General features: G+C 65.3%; 11 protein-coding genes and 1 pseudogene. 11 read left to right on the forward strand and 1 reads right to left on the reverse strand.

All coding sequences use genetic code 11. The features are described 5' to 3' along the window. Positions 1-54 precede the first annotated feature (54 nt). Positions 55-1,665 carry a phosphoenolpyruvate carboxykinase gene (locus ACIU1A_RS29760; protein WP_404925956.1) on the reverse strand — a complete coding sequence of 537 codons (1,611 nt, stop codon included), beginning with the start codon at positions 1,663-1,665 and terminating at the stop codon, positions 55-57. A 343-nt stretch (positions 1,666-2,008) separates the two neighbouring features. Between ACIU1A_RS29760 and ACIU1A_RS29765 the strand changes: the two genes are divergently transcribed. The 11 genes and pseudogenes from ACIU1A_RS29765 to addA all read left to right on the forward strand — a co-directional run bounded on the left by ACIU1A_RS29765 (position 2,009) and on the right by addA (position 19,397). Next, the gene (locus ACIU1A_RS29765) at positions 2,009-2,710 is read left to right on the forward strand and encodes a response regulator transcription factor (RefSeq protein ID WP_010912942.1); all 702 of its coding nucleotides are present in this window, start codon (positions 2,009-2,011) and stop codon (positions 2,708-2,710) included. Positions 2,711-2,853: 143 nt separating this feature from the next. Then, the gene (locus ACIU1A_RS29770) at positions 2,854-4,638 is read left to right on the forward strand and encodes a sensor histidine kinase (RefSeq protein ID WP_140491185.1); all 1,785 of its coding nucleotides are present in this window, start codon (positions 2,854-2,856) and stop codon (positions 4,636-4,638) included. A 210-nt stretch (positions 4,639-4,848) separates the two neighbouring features. After that, on the forward strand, positions 4,849-5,295 hold the full coding sequence (locus ACIU1A_RS29775; RefSeq protein ID WP_140491183.1) for an HPr kinase/phosphorylase: 447 nt from the start codon (positions 4,849-4,851) through the stop codon (positions 5,293-5,295). Positions 5,296-5,459: 164 nt separating this feature from the next. Then, the gene (locus ACIU1A_RS29780; protein WP_027032585.1) at positions 5,460-5,861 is read left to right on the forward strand and encodes a PTS sugar transporter subunit IIA; all 402 of its coding nucleotides are present in this window, start codon (positions 5,460-5,462) and stop codon (positions 5,859-5,861) included. Next, positions 5,858-6,154 (forward strand): HPr family phosphocarrier protein, encoded by a 297-nt coding sequence (locus ACIU1A_RS29785; protein ID WP_140491179.1) that lies wholly within the window; start codon positions 5,858-5,860, stop codon positions 6,152-6,154. Before ACIU1A_RS29780 ends, ACIU1A_RS29785 begins: the two co-directional genes overlap by 4 nt. A gap of 173 nt (positions 6,155-6,327) precedes the next feature. Next, positions 6,328-7,728 (forward strand): adenosylhomocysteinase, encoded by a 1,401-nt coding sequence (ahcY, locus tag ACIU1A_RS29790; RefSeq protein WP_140517752.1) that lies wholly within the window; start codon positions 6,328-6,330, stop codon positions 7,726-7,728. Between the two features lie 187 nt (positions 7,729-7,915). Next, entirely contained in the window at positions 7,916-10,471 is a 2,556-nt protein-coding gene (locus tag ACIU1A_RS29795; RefSeq protein WP_140899270.1) for a PAS domain-containing sensor histidine kinase, read from the forward strand. Positions 10,472-10,479: 8 nt separating this feature from the next. Continuing rightward, positions 10,480-11,991 carry a tRNA (adenosine(37)-N6)-threonylcarbamoyltransferase complex ATPase subunit type 1 TsaE gene (gene tsaE / locus ACIU1A_RS29800; protein WP_404925957.1) on the forward strand — a complete coding sequence of 504 codons (1,512 nt, stop codon included), beginning with the start codon at positions 10,480-10,482 and terminating at the stop codon, positions 11,989-11,991. After that, positions 11,988-12,752 (forward strand): nucleotidyltransferase family protein, encoded by a 765-nt coding sequence (locus tag ACIU1A_RS29805; RefSeq protein WP_404925958.1) that lies wholly within the window; start codon positions 11,988-11,990, stop codon positions 12,750-12,752. The genes tsaE and ACIU1A_RS29805 overlap by 4 nt, the downstream gene beginning before the upstream one ends. Beyond that, positions 12,749-16,309, forward strand: a pseudogene (gene addB, locus ACIU1A_RS29810) (double-strand break repair protein AddB); the annotation flags it as partial. The gene ACIU1A_RS29805 and the pseudogene addB, both read left to right, overlap by 4 nt. 397 nt (positions 16,310-16,706) lie before the next feature. After that, a complete protein-coding gene (addA, locus tag ACIU1A_RS29815; RefSeq protein WP_404925959.1) occupies positions 16,707-19,397 on the forward strand; it encodes a double-strand break repair helicase AddA in 2,691 nt (896 codons plus the stop codon). The last annotated feature ends 7 nt before the right edge of the window (positions 19,398-19,404 follow it).

The raw sequence follows: 19,404 nt of genomic DNA on the forward strand, positions 1-19,404 counted from the left end.
GAAAAGGCCCGATCGGGACCGGGCCTTGCGAGGATGGCTGAGCCTGGCGGGCGATTATTCCGCCGCTTCCCGCATGTGCGGCGCCGCGCCGAGGACGGAGGCGTCGACATGGCTTTCGAACTTCTCGAAATTGACGGCGAACATGCCGACCAGCCTTGCCGCTTGCCGGTCATAAGCGGATTTGTCGGCCCAGGTTGATCGCGGGTCGAGGATGGCGGCGTCGACGCCCGGCACCGCCACCGGCACCTCGAAACCGAAATTGGCGTCGGTACGGAAACCGGTCGTCTTCAGAGAGCCGTCGAGTGCCGCGGCAAGCAGCGCGCGCGTCGCCTTGATCGGCATCCGCCTGCCTGTGCCGTAGGCGCCGCCAGTCCAGCCGGTGTTGACCAGCCAGCAATCGGCACCGTGCTGCGCGATCAGCTCGCGCAGCAGATTGCCATATTCCGAGGGATGGCGCGGCATGAACGGCGCGCCGAAACAGGTCGAGAACGTCGCTTCGGGCTCGGTCACGCCCTTCTCCGTTCCGGCCACCTTGGCCGTGTAGCCGGACAGGAAATGATACATCGCCTGCGCCGGGGTCAGTCGTGCGATCGGCGGCATCACGCCGAAAGCGTCGGCGGTCAGCATGATGATGTTCCGGGGATGGCCGGCGCGCCCCGTCTTGCTGGCATTGGGTATGAAGTCGAGCGGATAGGCGCAGCGCGTGTTCTCGGTGAGCCGGCCGTCGTCGAAATCCGGCACGCCATGGGCGTCGAGAACGACGTTCTCCAGCACCGTGCCGAAGCGCTGCGTGGTGGCGAAAATCTCAGGCTCCGCTTCCGCCGACAGCTTGATGGTCTTGGCATAGCAGCCGCCTTCGAAATTGAAGATGCCGTGCGGCCCCCAGCCGTGCTCGTCGTCGCCGATCAGCGTGCGCGACGGATCGGCCGACAGCGTCGTCTTGCCGGTGCCCGACAGGCCGAAGAAAATCGCGGCGTCGCCGCCAGGGCCCTCATTGGCCGAGCAGTGCATCGGCATCACGCCCTTGGCCGGCAGCAGGTAGTTCAGCATTGTGAACACCGATTTCTTCATCTCGCCGGCATAGGAAGTGCCGCCGATCAGGACAATCTTGCGGGTGAGGTCGACGGCGATCACGGTTTCGGTGCGGGTGCCGTGGCGGGCGGGGTCGGCGCGGAAGGAGGGCAGGTCGATGATCGTCATCTCGGGCACGAAATGGTCGAGCTCCGCGGCTTCCGGACGGATCAGCAGGTTACGGATGAACAGCGAATGCCAGGCAAACTCGGTGATGACTCTGGTGGGCAGCTTCAGCTCATGGTCTGCGCCGCCCACCAGGTCCTGCACGTAGAGATCCTTGTCCGCGGCGTGCGCCCGGAACTCTTCGAACAGCGTCTCGAACTGGTCCGGCGAGATCGCCTTGTTGTTGTCCCACCAGATGTCATGCTCGGTGGCGCCGTCGCGGACGACGAACTTGTCCTTGGGCGAACGGCCGGTGTGCTGACCTGTTTCGGCGACCAGCGCGCCGTGCGCGGTCAGCCGCGCTTCGCCGCGCCTGATCGATTCCTCGTAGAGGGCGGCCGCCCCGAAATTGTAGCGCACCAGGCCAGAGGTTCTGAGACCGATACGATCGATCGCGCAGGCAGGATTGCGTTTGCCGACTTCCGACATGGGTGACCCTTCTCCGATTTGCCGCATCTTTGCCGGCGCCTTTCCGGCACGCCCACTACGCGAGCTTAGATGGTCAGAACCAGAAAAGCCGAATGATATCAAATCATTAATCGATTTAAATATTTTGAAAGTTGTTTAAATCGTTTATATGTGCAAAAAGTTTCGTGGTTGCCCAAAGGATTGGCGGCGCTGGTTCGTCCAATCCATATCGAGGTGCGATCGTGGCCGCCGGCATGCCGCCCGTGACAGCGGCGAAGGCCTATGCCACATTTTGTACCTAATTTGTCCTGCAAAAGCCCCTTCTCTACCAAAGAAGGGACAGCTCATGAGGGAGCCGCTTGAAATGGCAACAATCGCGCTTGTCGATGACGACCGCAACATTCTGACCTCGGTGTCGATCGCCCTCGAATCCGAAGGCTATCGCGTCGAAACCTACACGGATGGTGCGTCCGCGCTGGAAGGCCTGGCGGCGCGCCCGCCGAATCTCGCCATCCTCGACATCAAGATGCCGCGCATGGACGGCATGGAACTCTTGCGCCGGATGCGCCAGAAATCCGACCTGCCGGTCATCTTCCTGACCTCCAAGGACGACGAGATCGACGAGCTGTTCGGCCTCAAGATGGGCGCCGACGACTTCATCCGCAAACCCTTCTCGCAGCGTTTGCTGGTCGAGCGGGTGCGCGCGGTGTTGCGTCGTGCCAGCGCCCGTGAGGCCGCGGCAAAAGCGCCCAGCCAGCAGGCGCGCTCGCTCGAGCGCGGCCAGCTCGTCATGGACCAGGAACGCCACACCTGCACCTGGAAAGGCGAACCGGTGACGCTCACCGTCACCGAATTCCTGATCCTGCATTCGCTGGCACAGCGCCCCGGCGTCGTAAAAAGTCGTGATGCGTTGATGGATTCGGCTTATGATGAGCAGGTCTATGTTGACGACCGTACCATCGACAGCCACATCAAGCGGCTGCGCAAGAAGTTCAAGGCCGTCGACGACGACTTCGAGATGATCGAAACCCTTTACGGAGTCGGATACCGGTTCCGCGAGGCGTGAATAGGCGGGTAGGCAATAGAGAATAGTCGGTAGTCAGTTTTGAATGGTGCGAGCGGCCACCCGTGCATCGCCGCGATCTCAGCCAACCATTTCTCTATTCGCTACCCGCTACTCACTAATACTAAGCAGGGAACTGCTGTTCGATGGCAGTGGAAGCACAGCGGAGCAGATCGGCGGGCGTTGCAAGGCGGCCGGCGCGCATCATGCCCGCGTTCCTGTCGAAGCTCACCGTGCCCATGCGCCGCTTCCTCGGCCATCACATCTTTTCCAGCCTGACGCGGCGTATCCTCTTCCTCAATCTCGCCGGCCTCGCAGTCCTGGTCACCGGCATTCTCTATCTCAACACCTTCCGCGACGGGCTGATCGACGCCCGCGTCGAAAGCCTGATGACCCAGGGCGAGATCATCGCCGGCGCGATCGCCGCCTCGGCGACGGTCGAGACCGATTCGATCAGCATCGATCCGGAAAAGCTGCTTGAGCTGCAGGCCGGCGAAAGCCTGGGACCGGGCTCCGACCAGCTCGACAATCTGGATTTCCCGATCAATCCCGAGCGCGTCGCCCCGGTGCTGCGCCGGCTGATCTCGCCGACCCGCACCCGCGCCCGCATCTACGACCGCGACGCCAATTTGCTGCTCGATTCGCGCCATCTCTATTCGCGCGGCCAGATCCTTCGGTACGATCTGCCCCCGGTCGACGAGGAAGAGCCCGACCTTGTCGAACGCATCCAGAAGTTCATCTTCGACTTCTTCCGCAACACCGATCTGCCGGTCTATCACGAGCAGCCCGGCGGCAATGGCGCCGCCTTCCCGGAAGTGGTCAAGGCGCTGACCGGCAGCCCGTCGACCATCGTCCGGATCAGCGAACAGGGCGAGCAGATCGTTTCCGTCGCGGTGCCGATCCAGCGCTTCCGCGCCGTTCTCGGCGTGTTGATGCTGTCGACCGAAGGCGGCGACATCGACAAGATCGTCGCCGCCGAACGCAAAGCGATCCTGCGCGTCTTTGGCATCGCGGCGCTCGTCACCGCCATCCTGTCGATGCTTCTGGCCTCCACCATCGCCAATCCGCTGCGCCGGCTGTCTGCGGCGGCCGTGCGGGTACGGCGCGGCGTCAAGAGCCGCGAGGAAATCCCTGATTTCTCCGACCGTCAGGACGAGATCGGCAATCTGTCGATTGCCGTGCGCGACATGACGAACGCGCTCTATGCGCGCATCGAGGCGATCGAGAGCTTCGCCGCCGATGTTTCCCATGAATTGAAGAACCCGCTGACCTCGCTGCGCAGCGCGGTGGAGACCTTGCCGCTGGCCAAGAACGACAATTCGCGCAGCCGGCTGATGGAGATCATCCAGCACGACGTCAGGCGGCTGGACCGCCTCATCACCGACATTTCGGATGCCTCCCGTCTCGACGCCGAGCTGGCGCGGGATGACGCGGGGACCGTGGACCTGAAGAAATTCATCACCGACCTCGTCGCCGTCTCGCGTGAAACGACGCGCAACAAGAAGGCGGTCGAGATCGAGCTCAGGGTCGCCAAGCTGCCGCAGGGCGTCAAAGGCTATTTCGTCGTCGGCCACGACCTGCGCATCGGCCAGGTCATCACCAACCTGATCGAGAACGCCCGCTCCTTCGTGCCAGAGGAGCGCGGCCACATCATCCTGTCGCTGGCGCGCACCGGCAAGTTCAACATCCTCACCGTCGATGACAATGGTCCCGGCATCCGTGCCGACAACATCGACCGCATCTTCGAACGTTTCTACACCGACCGGCCCGCCGGCGAGGCGTTCGGCCAGAATTCAGGCCTTGGCCTGTCGATATCCAGGCAGATCGTCGAGGCCCATGGCGGCACGCTGACCGCCGAGAACATCCCCGGCACCAAGCCAGGCGAGATCAAGGGCGCCCGCTTCGTGGTTACGCTGCCGGCCGAAGCATGATCCCGAAAAGTGGGAACCGGTTTTCGGATCAGATCATGCCTCATGCAAAAATGATCCCGGATATCGCGGCCTTACGGCCGTCATCCTCGGGCTTGTCCCGTGGATCCGCCGCACAGCGGGACTATGGTGCGAACACTATTGAAAGGCCTGCAGATTCTCGGGATGACGGGGTTGGATCAGGATTTCCGAAATACATAAGCGGGCACGCTCATGCAGCCTGAAAACATCCACGCAACGGCCATCCTGATCGGCGAGCGCGGCGTTCTCGTCAGCGGCGCATCCGGTTCGGGCAAGACGACACTGGCGCTGGCGCTCATTGACCATTGCCACCCGCGAGGCTTGTTTTCACGGCTCGTCGGCGACGACCAGCTTTTCGTCATGGCACATGCGGGACGGCTGGTGTGCCGCGCGCCCGCCGCGATCGAGGGCCTGGTCGAGGTGCCCGGGCGTGGTCCGCGACCCGTGCCGTTTGAGGCGGGCGCCGTCATCGATCTGCATGTCAGGCTTTTGCCGGCCGGCGAAGTGGCACGCTTTCAGGAGGATGCCGACGACAACATCGCCGGCTGCCTGGTGCCGCGGATTGACGTGGCGGAACGCAATATTGCCGCTGCCTTGCCCGCCGTGATGGCGCATCTGTCGATCGCGCCTTTTCTATGATGCGACCGGGGTTTTTTGCTGCAATGCGTCAAAATGGCATGGGCCGGCGCAATTTTGGGCTTGTCAACGAGCCGCGCGTCGACAAGATAGCGCTCCCGCCGCCTGGAATGGCTGGCGAGCATAAAATGCGCCTGTGAAGCGGCGATGACGGGAGCCACCAAAGAATGATCGGACTCGTGCTTGTAACGCACGGTCAACTGGCCACCGAGTTCCGACATGCCGTGGAACATGTCGTCGGGCCACAAGACAATTTCGAAACCGTGGCGATCGGGGCTGACGACGATATGGAGCAGCGCCGGCGCGACATCGTCGATGCCGTTGCCCGTGTCGACACCGGGACGGGCGTGATCGTGTTGACCGACATGTTCGGCGGCACGCCTTCGAACCTTGCCATTTCCGTGATGGAGTCCGGCCGCACCGAAGTCATCGCCGGCATGAATTTGCCGATGCTGATCAAGCTATCCTCGATCCGCAAGGGCGACAACATGGCGGCGGCCCTCGACGAGGCGCAGGCGGCGGGGCGCAAATACATCAATGTCGCCAGCCAGCTCCTGAGCAGCAAATGAGCACGATGTCGTCGGAAAAGGACCAGATCGTCCGCGAATTTCCGATCGTCAATCAACGCGGCCTGCACGCGCGCGCCTCGGCCAAGTTTGTGCAGCTCGCCAGCGGCTACAACGCGTCGGTCCACGTCGAGAAGGACGGCGTCAAGGTCGGCGGCACCTCGATCATGGGCCTGATGATGCTGGCGGCAAGTCCGGGCTATTCGATTCGCGTCACCGCCAGCGGTCCCGAAGCGCTTGAGGTCATGAATGCGCTGGAGCAGCTGGTGGCGTCCCGCTTCGGCGAGGAATGCTGATCCTTTACCTCCATACGAAAGACATGCAGGGATAAAGATTTCCTTATATCCCATTGTCGTCTTGACGCCGATCTGCTAGTCAGGCGGGCAATTCGCGCCCTTCGACGCGCCTGCCGGCGCGGGCGCATCCGCAAACAATTCAATAGCGTAACAATTCGCATCGGAGCACTGCCATGACGGGTAGCAAGGATTATGTGGTCGCCGACATCTCGCTTGCCGGCTGGGGCCGCAAGGAAATCGAGATCGCCGAAACCGAAATGCCGGGCCTGATGGCCTGCCGCGAGGAATTCGGCTCCAAGAAGCCGCTCAAGGGCGCGCGCATCACCGGCTCGCTGCATATGACCATCCAGACCGCGGTGTTGATCGAGACGCTGAAGGCGCTCGGTGCCGATATACGCTGGGCTTCCTGCAACATCTTCTCGACCCAGGACCATGCGGCCGCGGCCATCGCCGAGGCCGGCATCCCGGTCTTCGCCGTCAAGGGCGAGACGCTTGAGCAGTACTGGGATTATACCGACAGGATTTTCCAGTGGGCCGACGGCGGCACCTCCAACATGATCCTCGATGATGGCGGCGACGCCACCATGTACATCCTGATCGGCGCGCGCGCTGAGGCCGGCGAGGACGTACTGTCCAATCCGCACAGCGAGGAGGAGGAATATTTCTATGCCCAGGTCAAGAAGCGCATGAAGGCTTCGCCCGGCTTCTTCACCAAGCAGAAGGAAGCGATCCGGGGCGTCACCGAAGAGACGACCACCGGCGTCAACAGGCTCTACCAGCTGCAGAAGAAGGGCTTGCTGCCTTTCCCGGCCATCAATGTCAACGACTCCGTCACCAAGTCGAAATTCGACAATAAATATGGCTGCAAGGAATCGCTGGTCGACGGCATCCGCCGCGGCACCGACACCATGATGGCCGGCAAGGTCGCCGTCGTCTGCGGCTATGGCGACGTCGGCAAGGGCTCGTCCGCCTCGCTGAAGGGCGCCGGCGCCCGCGTCAAGGTCACCGAGGTCGATCCGATCTGCGCCCTGCAGGCGGCGATGGACGGCTTCGAGGTCGTCACGCTCGAAGATGCCGCACCCACCGCCGACATCGTCATCACCACCACCGGCAACAAGGATGTCGTCACCCTCGACCACATGCGTTCGATGAAGGACATGGTGATCGTCGGCAACATCGGTCACTTCGACAACGAGATCCAGGTGGCATCGCTGCGCAACCTGAAATGGACCAACGTCAAGCCTCAGGTCGACATGATCACCTTCCCCGATGGCAAGCGCATGATCTTGCTGTCGGAAGGCCGCCTGCTCAACCTCGGCAACGCCACCGGCCATCCGAGCTTCGTCATGTCGGCGTCCTTCACCAACCAGGTGCTGGCGCAGATCGAGCTGTTCACCAAGGGCGAGCAGTACCAGAACCAGGTCTACGTGCTGCCCAAGCATCTCGACGAGAAGGTCGCGCGCCTGCATCTCGACAAGCTCGGCGCTCGCCTGACCGAACTGTCGGGCGAACAGGCAGCCTATATCGGCGTGACCCCGCAGGGTCCGTTCAAGCCGGAACACTACCGCTATTAACCAAAGCTGAATTTACTACCAGATATTGACGCCGGGCGATTGACTTTTCGCCCGGCTTTATTTTTGCGCCGAATGATTCTTCACGCCGATTCCAGCAGGCGCTATTGTTGTGATTCGCGGTCCGGGGACGAGGACCGGCGTACGCATCAGGGCGGTCTTGCATTCAGGCGGCGAAGAGGACCAAGACATGCCGGGGGATAACCCGCTTTGCGCGGGACGGGCCGTTTCCGGCGGCCATGACGATTCGAGGATTACCGGCACCGCCACGCGAGGCGGGCGCCCTTCATGGCGCGCGCGCGCCGGACTTTTCCTTGCCGGCTCCGCACTTGGCTGGCCTTTGGCCGGCACGGTGGCCCACGCCCAGGCTGCTGGTGCGGAGGCCGCAAGCCTATCGGTGAGCACGGTCGAGGTCGTGCAGCTTGCCGTCTTTGTCGGAGTGATGGGAGCGGCATTCCTGTCGGCAATCGTTCTGATCCGAGAGAGAGCGCGCACCTCGGCCGAAAATGTCGAGCTCAGGAGCCGCATCGCGGACATCAACGCGGCGCTGCGCCGTTCGGAGGCGCTGCTCAACTTGCGCGACCAGCGTGTCGTCGTCTGGGCCTCGGAGAACAAGAAACCCGAGCTCATCGGCACGCTGCCGGTCGAAAGCGGCGCGCCAGAGGAGCGGGCCGCCTTCCTTGCCTTCGGCCGCTGGCTGATGCCGCGCTCGGCTGCGGCCCTCGAGCATGCCGTCGCGGGGCTGCGCGAAAGAGCCGTGTCCTTCGACCTCGTCATCGAAACGCAGACCGGCGCTCCGCTGGAAGTGCATGGCCGAAAGAGCGCGGCGCATGTGCTGGTGCGGTTCGTTTCCCTTTCCGAGACGCAACGCAGCCAAGCCCGGCTGAAGATCGAAAACCAGCGGCTGGCCGCCGACCATGATACGATGATCGGCCTGCTCGAGGCGCTGAAGATGCCGGCATGGCTGCGCGGCGAGGACGGCCGCCTGAGATGGGTGAACCGGGCCTATGCCGAAGCGGTCGAGGCCGAAAGCGCGGAGATGGCCGTCCGCGACGCCAAGGAATTCCTCGGCGGCCAGGCGCGCGACGCGATCGCTGCCCAGCACAAGTCGCACCCGGTCTTCGAACAGACGCTTTCCACGGTGATCGAAGGCGACCGCCGCGTTTTCGCGGTGACCGATTTCGCCGGCGCCGACGGTTCGGCCGGGCTTGCCTGCGACACCAGCGCCATCGAAACGATCCGCAGCGAATATGAGCGCACCGTGCGCAGCCACGCCGACACGCTCGACCAGCTCAACACGGCGGTCGCGATCTTCGACACCGACGAGAAGCTGCGCTTCTTCAACCAGGCTTTCCAGAAGCTCTGGGGCCTCGATGCAGGCTTCCTGCACAGCGCGCCCGATAACGCTTTGCTGCTGGATCGGCTGCGCAGCGAGGGCAAGATCGCCGAGCAGCCGGAGTGGCGTCGCTGGAAGGAAGGCCTGCTCGGCGCCTACCGCGCGGTGGAATCGCAGGAGCATTGGTGGCACCTGCCCGACGGCAAGACCATCCGCGTCGTCGCCAACCCGCAGCCCAAGGGCGGCGTCACCTGGGTGTTCGAGAACCTGACCGAGAAGATGGACCTCGAAAGCCGCTACCGCACCGCGGTGCGGGTCCAGGGCGAAACACTCGACAACCTCGCCGAAGGCGTGGCGGTGTTCGGTCCCGACGGCAGGCTGCGTCTGTCGAACCCGGCATTTGCTACTTTGTGGGGCCTGGACGCCGAAACCGCCCGGCCCAATGTCCATGTTTCCGCAATCCGTGAGCTTTGCGACCTGCAAGCGATCGACAGCCCGTGGGGCGGCTTCGTCGCCGCCATCACCGGCTTCGACGACGAGCGCCGCGACCGCCACGGTCAGACCGAGCTCAACAATGGCACCGTGCTGCGCTACGCCGTGATCCCCCTGCCCAACGGGCAGGTGATGATGACCTTCGTCGACGTTACCGACAGCGTCCGTGTCGAACGCGCGCTCAAGGACAAGAACGAGGCGCTGGAGAAATCCGACCAGCTCAAGAACGAATTCGTCCAGCACGTGTCCTACGAACTGCGCTCGCCGCTGACCAACATCATCGGCTTCACCGAACTGCTGTCGCTGCCGGCCACCGGTCCGCTGACGCAGAAGCAGCGCGAATATGTCGAGCATGTCGGCTCGTCGTCTTCGGTGCTTTTGACCATCGTCAACGACATACTCGACCTCGCCACGGTCGATGCCGGCATCATGCAGCTCGACATTTCCGAGGTCCATGTCGACCGCACCATCGCCGCCGCCGCCGAGCTGGTTGCCGACCGGCTGGAAGAGCATTCAATCAGGCTCGAGGTCGACGCCGCGGCGGCACCGAAGACCTTTCACGGCGACGAAATCCGCATCCGCCAGATCCTCTACAACCTGCTCAGCAACGCCGCCAACTACGCGCCGGAGGCCAGCGCCATCCGGCTCGCCTGCCGTCAGTTGGCGGACGGTGTGGAATTCTCGGTCCATGACGATGGACCCGGCATGCCGCCCGACGTGCTTGACTCGGTGTTCCGCCGCTTCGAGCCGCGCGCCAATGGCGGCCGCCGGCGCGGCGCCGGGCTCGGACTGTCGATCGTCAAGAGCTTCGTCGAGCTGCATGGCGGCAGCGTCCGCATCGAAACCGGTAAGGACAAGGGCACGACCGTCATCTGCACCTTTCCCGACATGCCGGGCATCCGCGCCGCGGCCGAGTAGCGCACTCGATGGCCGCATTGATGCTCGAGCGTTTACTCGCCGACGAAACACAGACAGCGCGGCTGGGTGAGGATCTGGCGCTGGCGTTGCGCGCCGGCGACGTCCTGGCGCTGAAGGGCGATCTCGGCGCCGGCAAATCGACGCTGGCGCGGGCGCTGATCAGGACCTTGGCCGACGATGCCGGCCTCGATGTGCCGAGCCCGACCTTTACCCTGGTGCAAAGCTACGACACGCGCATTCCGGTCCATCATTTCGACCTCTACCGCCTGTCCTCGGCAGCCGAGCTCGATGAACTGGGCTTCGACGAGGCGTTGGCGCAAGGCGCGGCCCTTGTCGAATGGCCGGAACGGGCCGAGGGTTATTTGCCTGGGACCGCCGTGCTGATCGAACTCGTCCAGCATGGCGATGGCCGATTGGCGAGACTGTCCGGGCAAGGCGCTGCCTACGATCGGGTGGCGCGCTCTCTCGCCATGCGTGATTTCCTCGAAGGCGCTGGATGGGGCGAGGCCAGCCGCCGCCATTTCATCGGCGATGCCTCTGCCCGCTCCTACGAAATTGTCTCGCTTCCAGGCCACGCCGCGAGGGTGCTGATGAACTCGCCGCGGCTGGTGCTAGGCCCGCCGGTGCGCGACGGCAAGCCCTATGGCGTCATCGCCCACACCGCCCAGTCGGTGTCAGCCTTCGCCGCCATCGACCGCGCGCTGCTCGCCGCCGGGGTCAGCGTTCCCGAAATCCATGCGCAGGATCTCGACCAGGGATTCCTGCTGCTCGAACATCTGGGCTCCGAAGGTTTCCTGGACGGGCATGGCAGGCCGGTCGCCGAGCGCTATGAGGCGGCGGCCGAACTGCTCGCCATGATGCATGGCAAGACCTGGCCCCACCGGATGGAGGCCGCACCGGGTGTGTTTCACGATGTGCCGCCCTTCGACCGCGACGCCATGCTGATCGAGGCGGACCTGTTGGTCGATTGGTACGTTCCAATGCTGACGGGCGCGTCGGCAGGCGATGCCTTGCGCGTCGGCTACCATAAGGAGTGGAACGCGGTTCTCGATCGGCTCGCTGACAGCCAATACACGCTGATGCTGCGTGACTTTCATTCGCCGAACATCATCTGGCGCGCTGAGCGCTCCGGCCATGACCGGCTCGGTATCGTCGATATCCAGGACGCGTTGATCGGCCCCGCCGCTTACGACGTCGCCTCTCTGGCCATGGACGCGCGCGTCACCATCCCGCCAGGCATCGAGAAACGCACGCTCGATGCCTATGTCGCCGCCCGCCACGCGGCCGGCCCATTTGACGAGGCGGCATTCCTCGAGGCCTATGCGATCATGGCGGCGCAGCGCAATTCCAAGATCCTCGGCATCTTCGTCCGGCTCGAAAAACGCGACGGCAAGCCCTATTATCTGAAGCACTTGCCGCGTATCCGCGACTATCTGCGCCGGGCGCTGTCCCATCCTGCCTTGGCCGGCCTTCGCGAGTTCTATACCGCTCACGGTCTGCTGGAGGAGCAAACGCCGTGACATCGATACCGGACGCAGCGAGCGTGCCCAAAACTGCGATCGTGCCCAAAACTGCGATAGTGCTTGCCGCAGGGCTCGGCAAGCGCATGCGGCCGATCACCGACACGATCCCCAAGCCGCTGGTCAGGATCGCCGGCAAGACGCTGCTCGACTGGGGCCTCGACAGTCTCGCCGCGGCCGGCATCGGCAAGGCCGTCGTCAACGTGCACTATCTTCCCGAACAGATCGTCGCCCATCTCGGCGCGCGCCATGCGCCGCGGATCGTCATTTCGGACGAGAGCGAGCGGTTGCTCGATTCCGCCGGCGGCATCGTCAAGGCGCTGCCGGAGCTCGGCCAACAGCCCTTCTACATCCTCAACGCCGACACCTTCTGGATCGACCAAGGAACGCTCAATCTCAACCGTCTCGCCCTTGCATGGGATGCCGCGAAAATGGATATTCTGCTGATGCTGGCGGATCTCCATCAGGCGACCGGACACTGCGGCAGCACCGATTTCGTGGTGGCGCCGGACGGCACCCTGCGGCGTTCCAAGGGCGATCCGGCGGGCCTGATCTATGCCGGGGCGGCGATCGTCCATCCGCGCATCTTCAAGGGTGCCCTGCCGGAACCTCATTCGCTTAACGCCTACTTCGACAAGGCGATCGCCGCCGGCCGGCTGTCCGGCATGCCGATGCACGGCCATTGGATCACCGTCGGCACGCCTGACGCTATTGCGAGCGCGGAAGCGGCGGTGGCCGACGCGCTAGCCGAGTTGCAATGAGCGGCCCGGGCCGCGTTTTCTCCATTCCGCCCGGTGCGCCGTTTCTGCCGACGCTTGCCGAGGCGCTGCTGGCCGGGCGTCTTGTTCCGGGCTTTCGCTTCGATGGCGACCCGCTCGCCTTGGCCGATGTCACCATCTATGTGCCGACGCGGCGCGCCGCGCGCGCCTTGCGCGGCGTCTTCGTCGACAGCCTGTCGGCCAGGGGCGGCGGCGGTTCGGCGATTCTGCCGGTCATCCGGCCGCTCGGCGAATTCGACGAGGACGAGGCAGCGTTCGAGACGGAAGCGTCGGCGGCCATCGACCTCGCTCCGCCGATCGCGGCAACCGAACGCCTGCTGCTGCTGGCGCCGCTGGTGCGCGCCTGGAAACGCCGGCTGCCGGCGCATGTGGCGGCGCTTTTCGATGAGGAGATCGTCATTCCAGCCTCCACCGCCGATGCGATCTGGCTGGCACGCGATCTCGCCCGGCTTATGGATGAGATCGAGACGGAAGGCACGGACTGGACGCGGCTCGCTGACCTGGTGAGCGGCAATCTCGCGGGATGGTGGCAGGTCACGCTTGATTTTCTCGGCATCGTCACCGACGCCTGGCCGAAATTCCTTGGGGAACGGAACCTCTCCAACCCGGCCGCGCATCGCAGCGCCCTGCTCCGGCTGGAAGCGGCGCGGTTGCGGCGCAATCCGCCCGCCGGGCCGGTTATCGCCGCCGGTTCCACGGGCTCCATCCCCGCCACGGCAGAGCTGCTGGCCGCCATCGCCCGCTTGGCGGGCGGAGCCATCGTGCTGCCAGGCCTCGACCGGACGATGGATGAGCCGTCCTTCCAGGCCATCACGGCGCCGGGCGCACGTCCGGCCGTGCTCGGCCATCCGCAATACGGCCTCGCCAAGCTGATCGGCACCATCGGGGTGCTGCGCGGCGATGTCGAGGAGATAGGCGCGGCCGGACATGAACTCGCGCTTCGCGCCGCCCTCGTCGGCGAAGCGCTGCGGCCGGCCGAGACCACCGAATTGTGGGCCGAGACGCGCAGCGGCTTTTCCGCCTCCGACATCGAGCAGGCGTTTTCCGGCGTGAGCCTGCTGGAGGCGGCCAGCGAACGCGATGAAGCCGTGGCGATCGCCGTCGCGCTCAAGCGCGCGGTCGAGCAGCCCGGCCAAAGGGCGGCCCTCGTTACCGGCGACCGTGCGCTGGCGCGCCGCGTCTCGGTCGAACTCGCCCGCTTCGGCGTCGTCGCCGACGATTCCGGTGGTGTGCCGCTTTCCAACACGCCCGCCGCCGGCCTGCTTGGGCTGGCGTTGCAGGCGGTGTTCCGCCCCGGTGACCCCGTCGGCCTGCTGTCGTTGCTCAAGCATCCCCTGCTTGCCCTTGGCCTGGACCGGACGAGCGTTCGCCATGCGGCGGAACTGATCGAGCTGGTGGCGCTGCGCGGCGGCACCGGCCGCCCCGACATCGCGTCGCTGCCGGACCTGTTCGAAGCCCGCCTGGTTGACCTCGGCGCCGACAGCAGGCGGCCTTTCTGGTTTGCCCGGCTGACCGTGCGCGCCATCGAAGGCGCGCGGAATTTGCTCGGACGTCTCAACGAAGCGCTGGCGCCGCTTGCCGCCTTTCGCGGCCAGGCCGACGCCGGTCTTGTCGCGCTGGTCGGGGCCAGCGTCGTGGTGTTGGAAAATCTCGGCCGCGCGGCCGATGGCGGGCTTGGCGCGCTCTATGCCGGCGATGCCGGCGAGAAACTGGCCGAGCTGTTGCGCGGACTGGTCGCGGCGCCCGTGCCGCTGTCGTTTGCCGCCGACGAATGGCCAGACGTCATGGCGGCGCTGATCGCGCCCGAGACGGTCAAGCCAGCGCGAGGCACAGACAGGAACATTGCCATCTGGGGGGCGCTGGAAGCCCGCTTGCAGAATGTCGACACGCTGGTCATAGGCGGCATGAACGAAGGCGTGTGGCCGCGCAAACCCGAAAGCGATCGCTTCATGTCGCGGCTGATGAAGACCGGCATCGACCTGGAGCCGCCCGAACGGCGCATTGGGCTTGCCGCACATGATTTCCAGATGGCCATGGGGGCGGCGAAGGTGGTGCTGTCGCGCTCCGCACGCGCCGGCGACGCGCCCGCCGTGCCCTCGCGCTGGCTGCAGCGCATTCTCACTTATATCGGGAAGGACCAGGCAGCCAGGCTTGCCGAACGTGGCGACGAACTCATCGCCTGGGCGCGCGCGCTCGATTCTGGCCCGCGGCGGGACTTCGCGCCGCGCCCGCAGCCGAAGCCGCCGGTCGCGCTGCGTCCAACCCATTTCTCGATCACCGAGATCGAGACGCTGCGTCGCGATCCCTACGCCGTCTATGCCAGGCGCATCCTCGGCCTGCTGCCGCTCGACCCGGTCATCCGCGACCCGGGTGCGGCCGAGCGCGGCACGCTGTTCCACGCCATCCTGCATCTGTTCTCGGGCAGCGTGGCCGATCCGCGTGCTCCCGATGCGCTGTCCGGCCTGCTCGCCGCCGGCCGGACCTGCTTCGCCGAGGCAGCACTTCCCACCGATGTCGAGGCGGTCTGGTGGCCGCGTTTCGAAAAACTCGCCGCCAGCATCATCGAATGGGAACGCGGCCGCGCTGGGGCCGTGGCCCGGCGCCACGCCGAGGCGCGAGCGGGCAAGACCATGGTCGGCCAATCCGGGATCACCCTGTCGGGCTATGCCGACCGGGTCGATCTTCTCCATGGCGGCATGGCCGACATATTGGACTACAAGACCGGCTCCTCGCCTTCCAAGGCCCAGGCGCACACGCTGCTGTCGCCGCAACTGGCGCTGGAGGGCGCGTTGCTCAGGCGCGGCGCTTTCCAGGAACTCGGCGCGCGCGAGCCCTCGCAATTGGCTTTCGTCAGGCTGAAGCCGAATGGCGAGGTTTTCGAGGAATCGATCCTCGAATACAACCGGCAGCCACGCACCGCCACGGGCCTCGCCGAGGAGGCCTGGGCGCGGCTGGAGAAATTGCTCATCCACTATGCCGATCCGGCGGCCGGCTACCTGTCGCGGGCACTGCCGTTCCGCGAAGGCGAGACCGACGGCAACTACGACCATCTCGCCCGCGTGCTCGAATGGTCGGCGGGCGGCGATGCGGATGACGAGGAGGGAGGCATGAAGAAAGCCTATCCCATCCCCGGCGAAACCGCCTCCAGGCAGGCCAGCGCCTCGGATCCGAGGAATTCCGCCTGGGTGTCGGCCAATGCCGGGTCCGGCAAGACCCATGTGCTGGCCCAGCGCGTCATCCGGCTCCTGCTGCGTGGCACCGATCCGTCGAAGATACTGTGCCTGACCTACACGCGCGCCGCCGCCGCCAACATGTCGAACCGGGTTTTCTCGACATTGTCGGAATGGACCGCGCTCGGCGATGCCGAATTGGCGGTGAGGGTCGAGGCGCTCGATGGCCGCCGGCCCGACCGCGAAACCATGCGCCGCGCCCGCCGCCTGTTTGCCGAGGCGCTGGAAACGCCCGGCGGCCTGAAGATCCAGACCATTCATGCCTTCTGCGAATCGGTGCTGCACCAGTTCCCGCTGGAAGCCAACATCCCCGCGCATTTCGAGATGCTCGACCCGCAGATGGAGGCATCGTTGTTCGCCGCCGCGCGCCGTGAAATGATTTCGGGCAGCGCGGCGGATCGGCCGGACCTCGCCGAAGCTTTCGCCGCCGTGCTCGAGCGCGGTGGCGAGGCCGGGCTCGACGCTTTGCTGGGTGAGATCGTCCGCAAGCGCGACGAACTGGGCGCCTTCATCGGTGAAATCGATCGAGGCGGCCCGAACTTCCAGGCGCTGTTCGACGAATTCCAATTCCGCCCCGGCCAGACCGCCGAAGGCATAGCGGCCGCCATCTGGCCGCTGCCCGGCTTCCTGCCGGATTATTTTGCCGGCTTCGCCCAGGCGGCGGAGGCCGCCGACGCCAGGACGGTGCTCAACAACATCTTGCCTCATGCGCGCCTGGCTTTCGCGGAAACCGACCCCGTGCGCCGCCTGCAAGCTGCTTTCGCGGGCTTTCCTGAAGGCCGACGGCGACGTCTACGATCCAGCCAAGGCCTTCAAGAAGGCGCTGCTCGACCGGCTGCCGGATCTGGCGGAGCGCTATCTCTCGGCGACCACCGCAATCGTCGAGACGGTCGACCGGCTCGCCCTGTTCCGGATGCTGGAGGGCACGCGCGCCGCGCTGACGCTGGCCGACTGGCTGATCGCCCGCTACGAGCAGTTGAAGCGTGGCCGCGGGTTCCTCGACTTCAACGACCTGATCACCCGCACCGTCAGTCTCCTGGCCAGGCCCGATGCCGGCCCGTGGGTGCAATACAAGCTCGACCAGGGCATCGACCACATCCTGCTCGACGAGGCGCAGGACACCAGCCCCGACCAATGGGAGGTGGTGAAGCGACTGGCCGAGGAATTCTTCGCCGGCATCGGCGCCCGCGACACCGCGCATCGGACGATCTTCGCTGTCGGCGACGAAAAACAGTCGATCTATTCCTTCCAGGGAGCGGCGCCGGATTCCTTCGCCGACAGCAGGCTCCTGTTTGCAAGCAAGGTGCGCGACGCCGATGCGCCTTTCGCCGATCTGAAGCTCACCTGGTCGTTCCGCTCGACCGACGATGTTCTGGCCGCTGTCGACCGTGTCTTCGCCGATCCGGTCGTGCGGCGTGGCATCAGCCATGACCCCGACCCGCTGAGCCACAAGGCGATACGCACCGATGCACCGGGCTATGTCGAGGTCTGGCCATCCATCGGCGCCGACGTCGTCGACGAGCCAGACGACTGGACGCAGGCAGTCGACCATGCCCGCGCGCCGGCGGTTCGGGTTGCCGAAAACGTCGCCGCCACCATTGCCGGCTGGATCGGCAATGGCGAGGTCATCGAAGGCCGCGGCAAGAAGCTGCGCCCTGGCGACGTGCTGGTGCTGGTGCGCAAGCGCGATCGCTTCGTCCATGCGCTGACGCGTGCCCTGAAACGTCGTGACATCCCGGTCGCCGGCGCGGACCGGTTGAGCCTGCCCGGCCACATCGCGGTCAAGGACCTGATCGCGCTCGGCCATTTCCTGATCCAGCCGCAGGACGATCTGTCGCTCGCCGCCGTGCTGCGGAGCCCGATCTTCGATCTGTCGGAAGAGACGCTTTTCACACTGGCCGCGCAAAGACCATCCGGCCTGTCGCTGGCCGGGTCCCTGCGCCAGCATGCCAGCCAAAGCGAAGCGCTCGCGGCGGTCGCCGCTCAACTCGACATCTGGGCCAACGAGGCCGTCTTCAAGCCGGTGTTCGAATTCTATGCCGGCCTGCTGGCACACGGTGGCGTGCGCCGCAAGATGGTTGCGCGGCTCGGGCCGGAGGCCGGCGACATTCTCGACGAATTCCTGAGTTTCTGCCTTGCCGAGGAGCGGGCCGGCTTGCCCGGGCTGGAAGCCTTCCTGTCGACGCTGGAGAGCGCCGGCCCAGAAATCAAGCGCGAGATGGACCAGACCCGCGACGAGGTCCGCGTCATGACCGTGCATGCAGCCAAGGGGCTCGAAGCGCCTGTCGTCTTCTTGGTCGATGGCGGTTCGGCTCCGTTCAGCGATCAGCACCTGCCGCGCCTGATGCCGTTCGAGGGTTCGGGGCTGAACTGGAGCGGCAAGGGCTTTCTCTGGCGCTCGGCCAGCGACGTCGCCAACGGCATTTCGAAGGCTGCCGCGGCCAGGGCGCGCGATCTCGCCGATGACGAGTACCGGCGGCTGCTCTATGTCGGCATGACCCGGGCCGAGGACAGGCTGATCGTTTGCGGTTATCACGGCAAGCGCGCACCGAACGCCGGCACCTGGCATTCGATCGTCAGCTGTGCCCTGGTCGGGGCGCCGGAGAGTGCCGAGTATCCGCATCCGGCCGGCGGCGTCTCAGTGCATCGCTTCCAGGTGACCGGACTGCCGCCGTTTGCACCGGTCGCCGAGAGCGAAGCCAGGCAGACGCGGGACTTCGGGCCGCCGCCCGAAATCTTGTTCAAGCCGCTGCCGCCATACGAGGACCTGCCGCGCCCGCTGTCGCCATCCGGAGCCTCCGCCCTGATCGACGAGGGCAAGGAAAGCGTCATCGACGCCGGCTCGCCAGTGCTGGATGGCGACGCCGAACCCGGCTTCGCCGTCATGCGAGGCCTGGCGCTGCACAAACTGCTGCAGATGCTGCCCGGCGTGGCGCAAGACGAACGCCAGGGCGCAGCCGAACGTTATCTCGCCCGCGCCGGCGCGCAATGGCCGGCCGGCGAGTGCGAAAAGGCGGTCGCCTCGGTGATGGCGATCCTTGCCGATCCGCGTTTCGCGCCGCTTTTCGGACCCTCTTCGCGCGCCGAAGTGGCGGTCATGGGCAGCCTCGACGTCAAGGGCACGAAACGCTCGATTTCCGGCAAGATCGACAGGTTGGCGGTGACGCCGGACCGCGTATCCATCATCGATTACAAGACCAATCGGCCGGCGCCCGCCTCGCTGGGCGAGGTTCCGCCCGCCTATCTGCTGCAGCTCGCGCTCTATCGCGCCTTGCTGCGGCCGCTCTATCCCGGCCGCGAAGTCACGGCGGCCTTGCTGTTCACGGAGGCGCCGCGGCTGATCGAACTGCCGGCTCGGGCCATGGATGACGCTCTTGCCCGACTCACGCGAGCGTGACACAAGA

Source organism: Mesorhizobium maamorense (genome assembly GCF_044998965.1).
Lineage (GTDB): Bacteria > Pseudomonadota > Alphaproteobacteria > Rhizobiales > Rhizobiaceae > Mesorhizobium.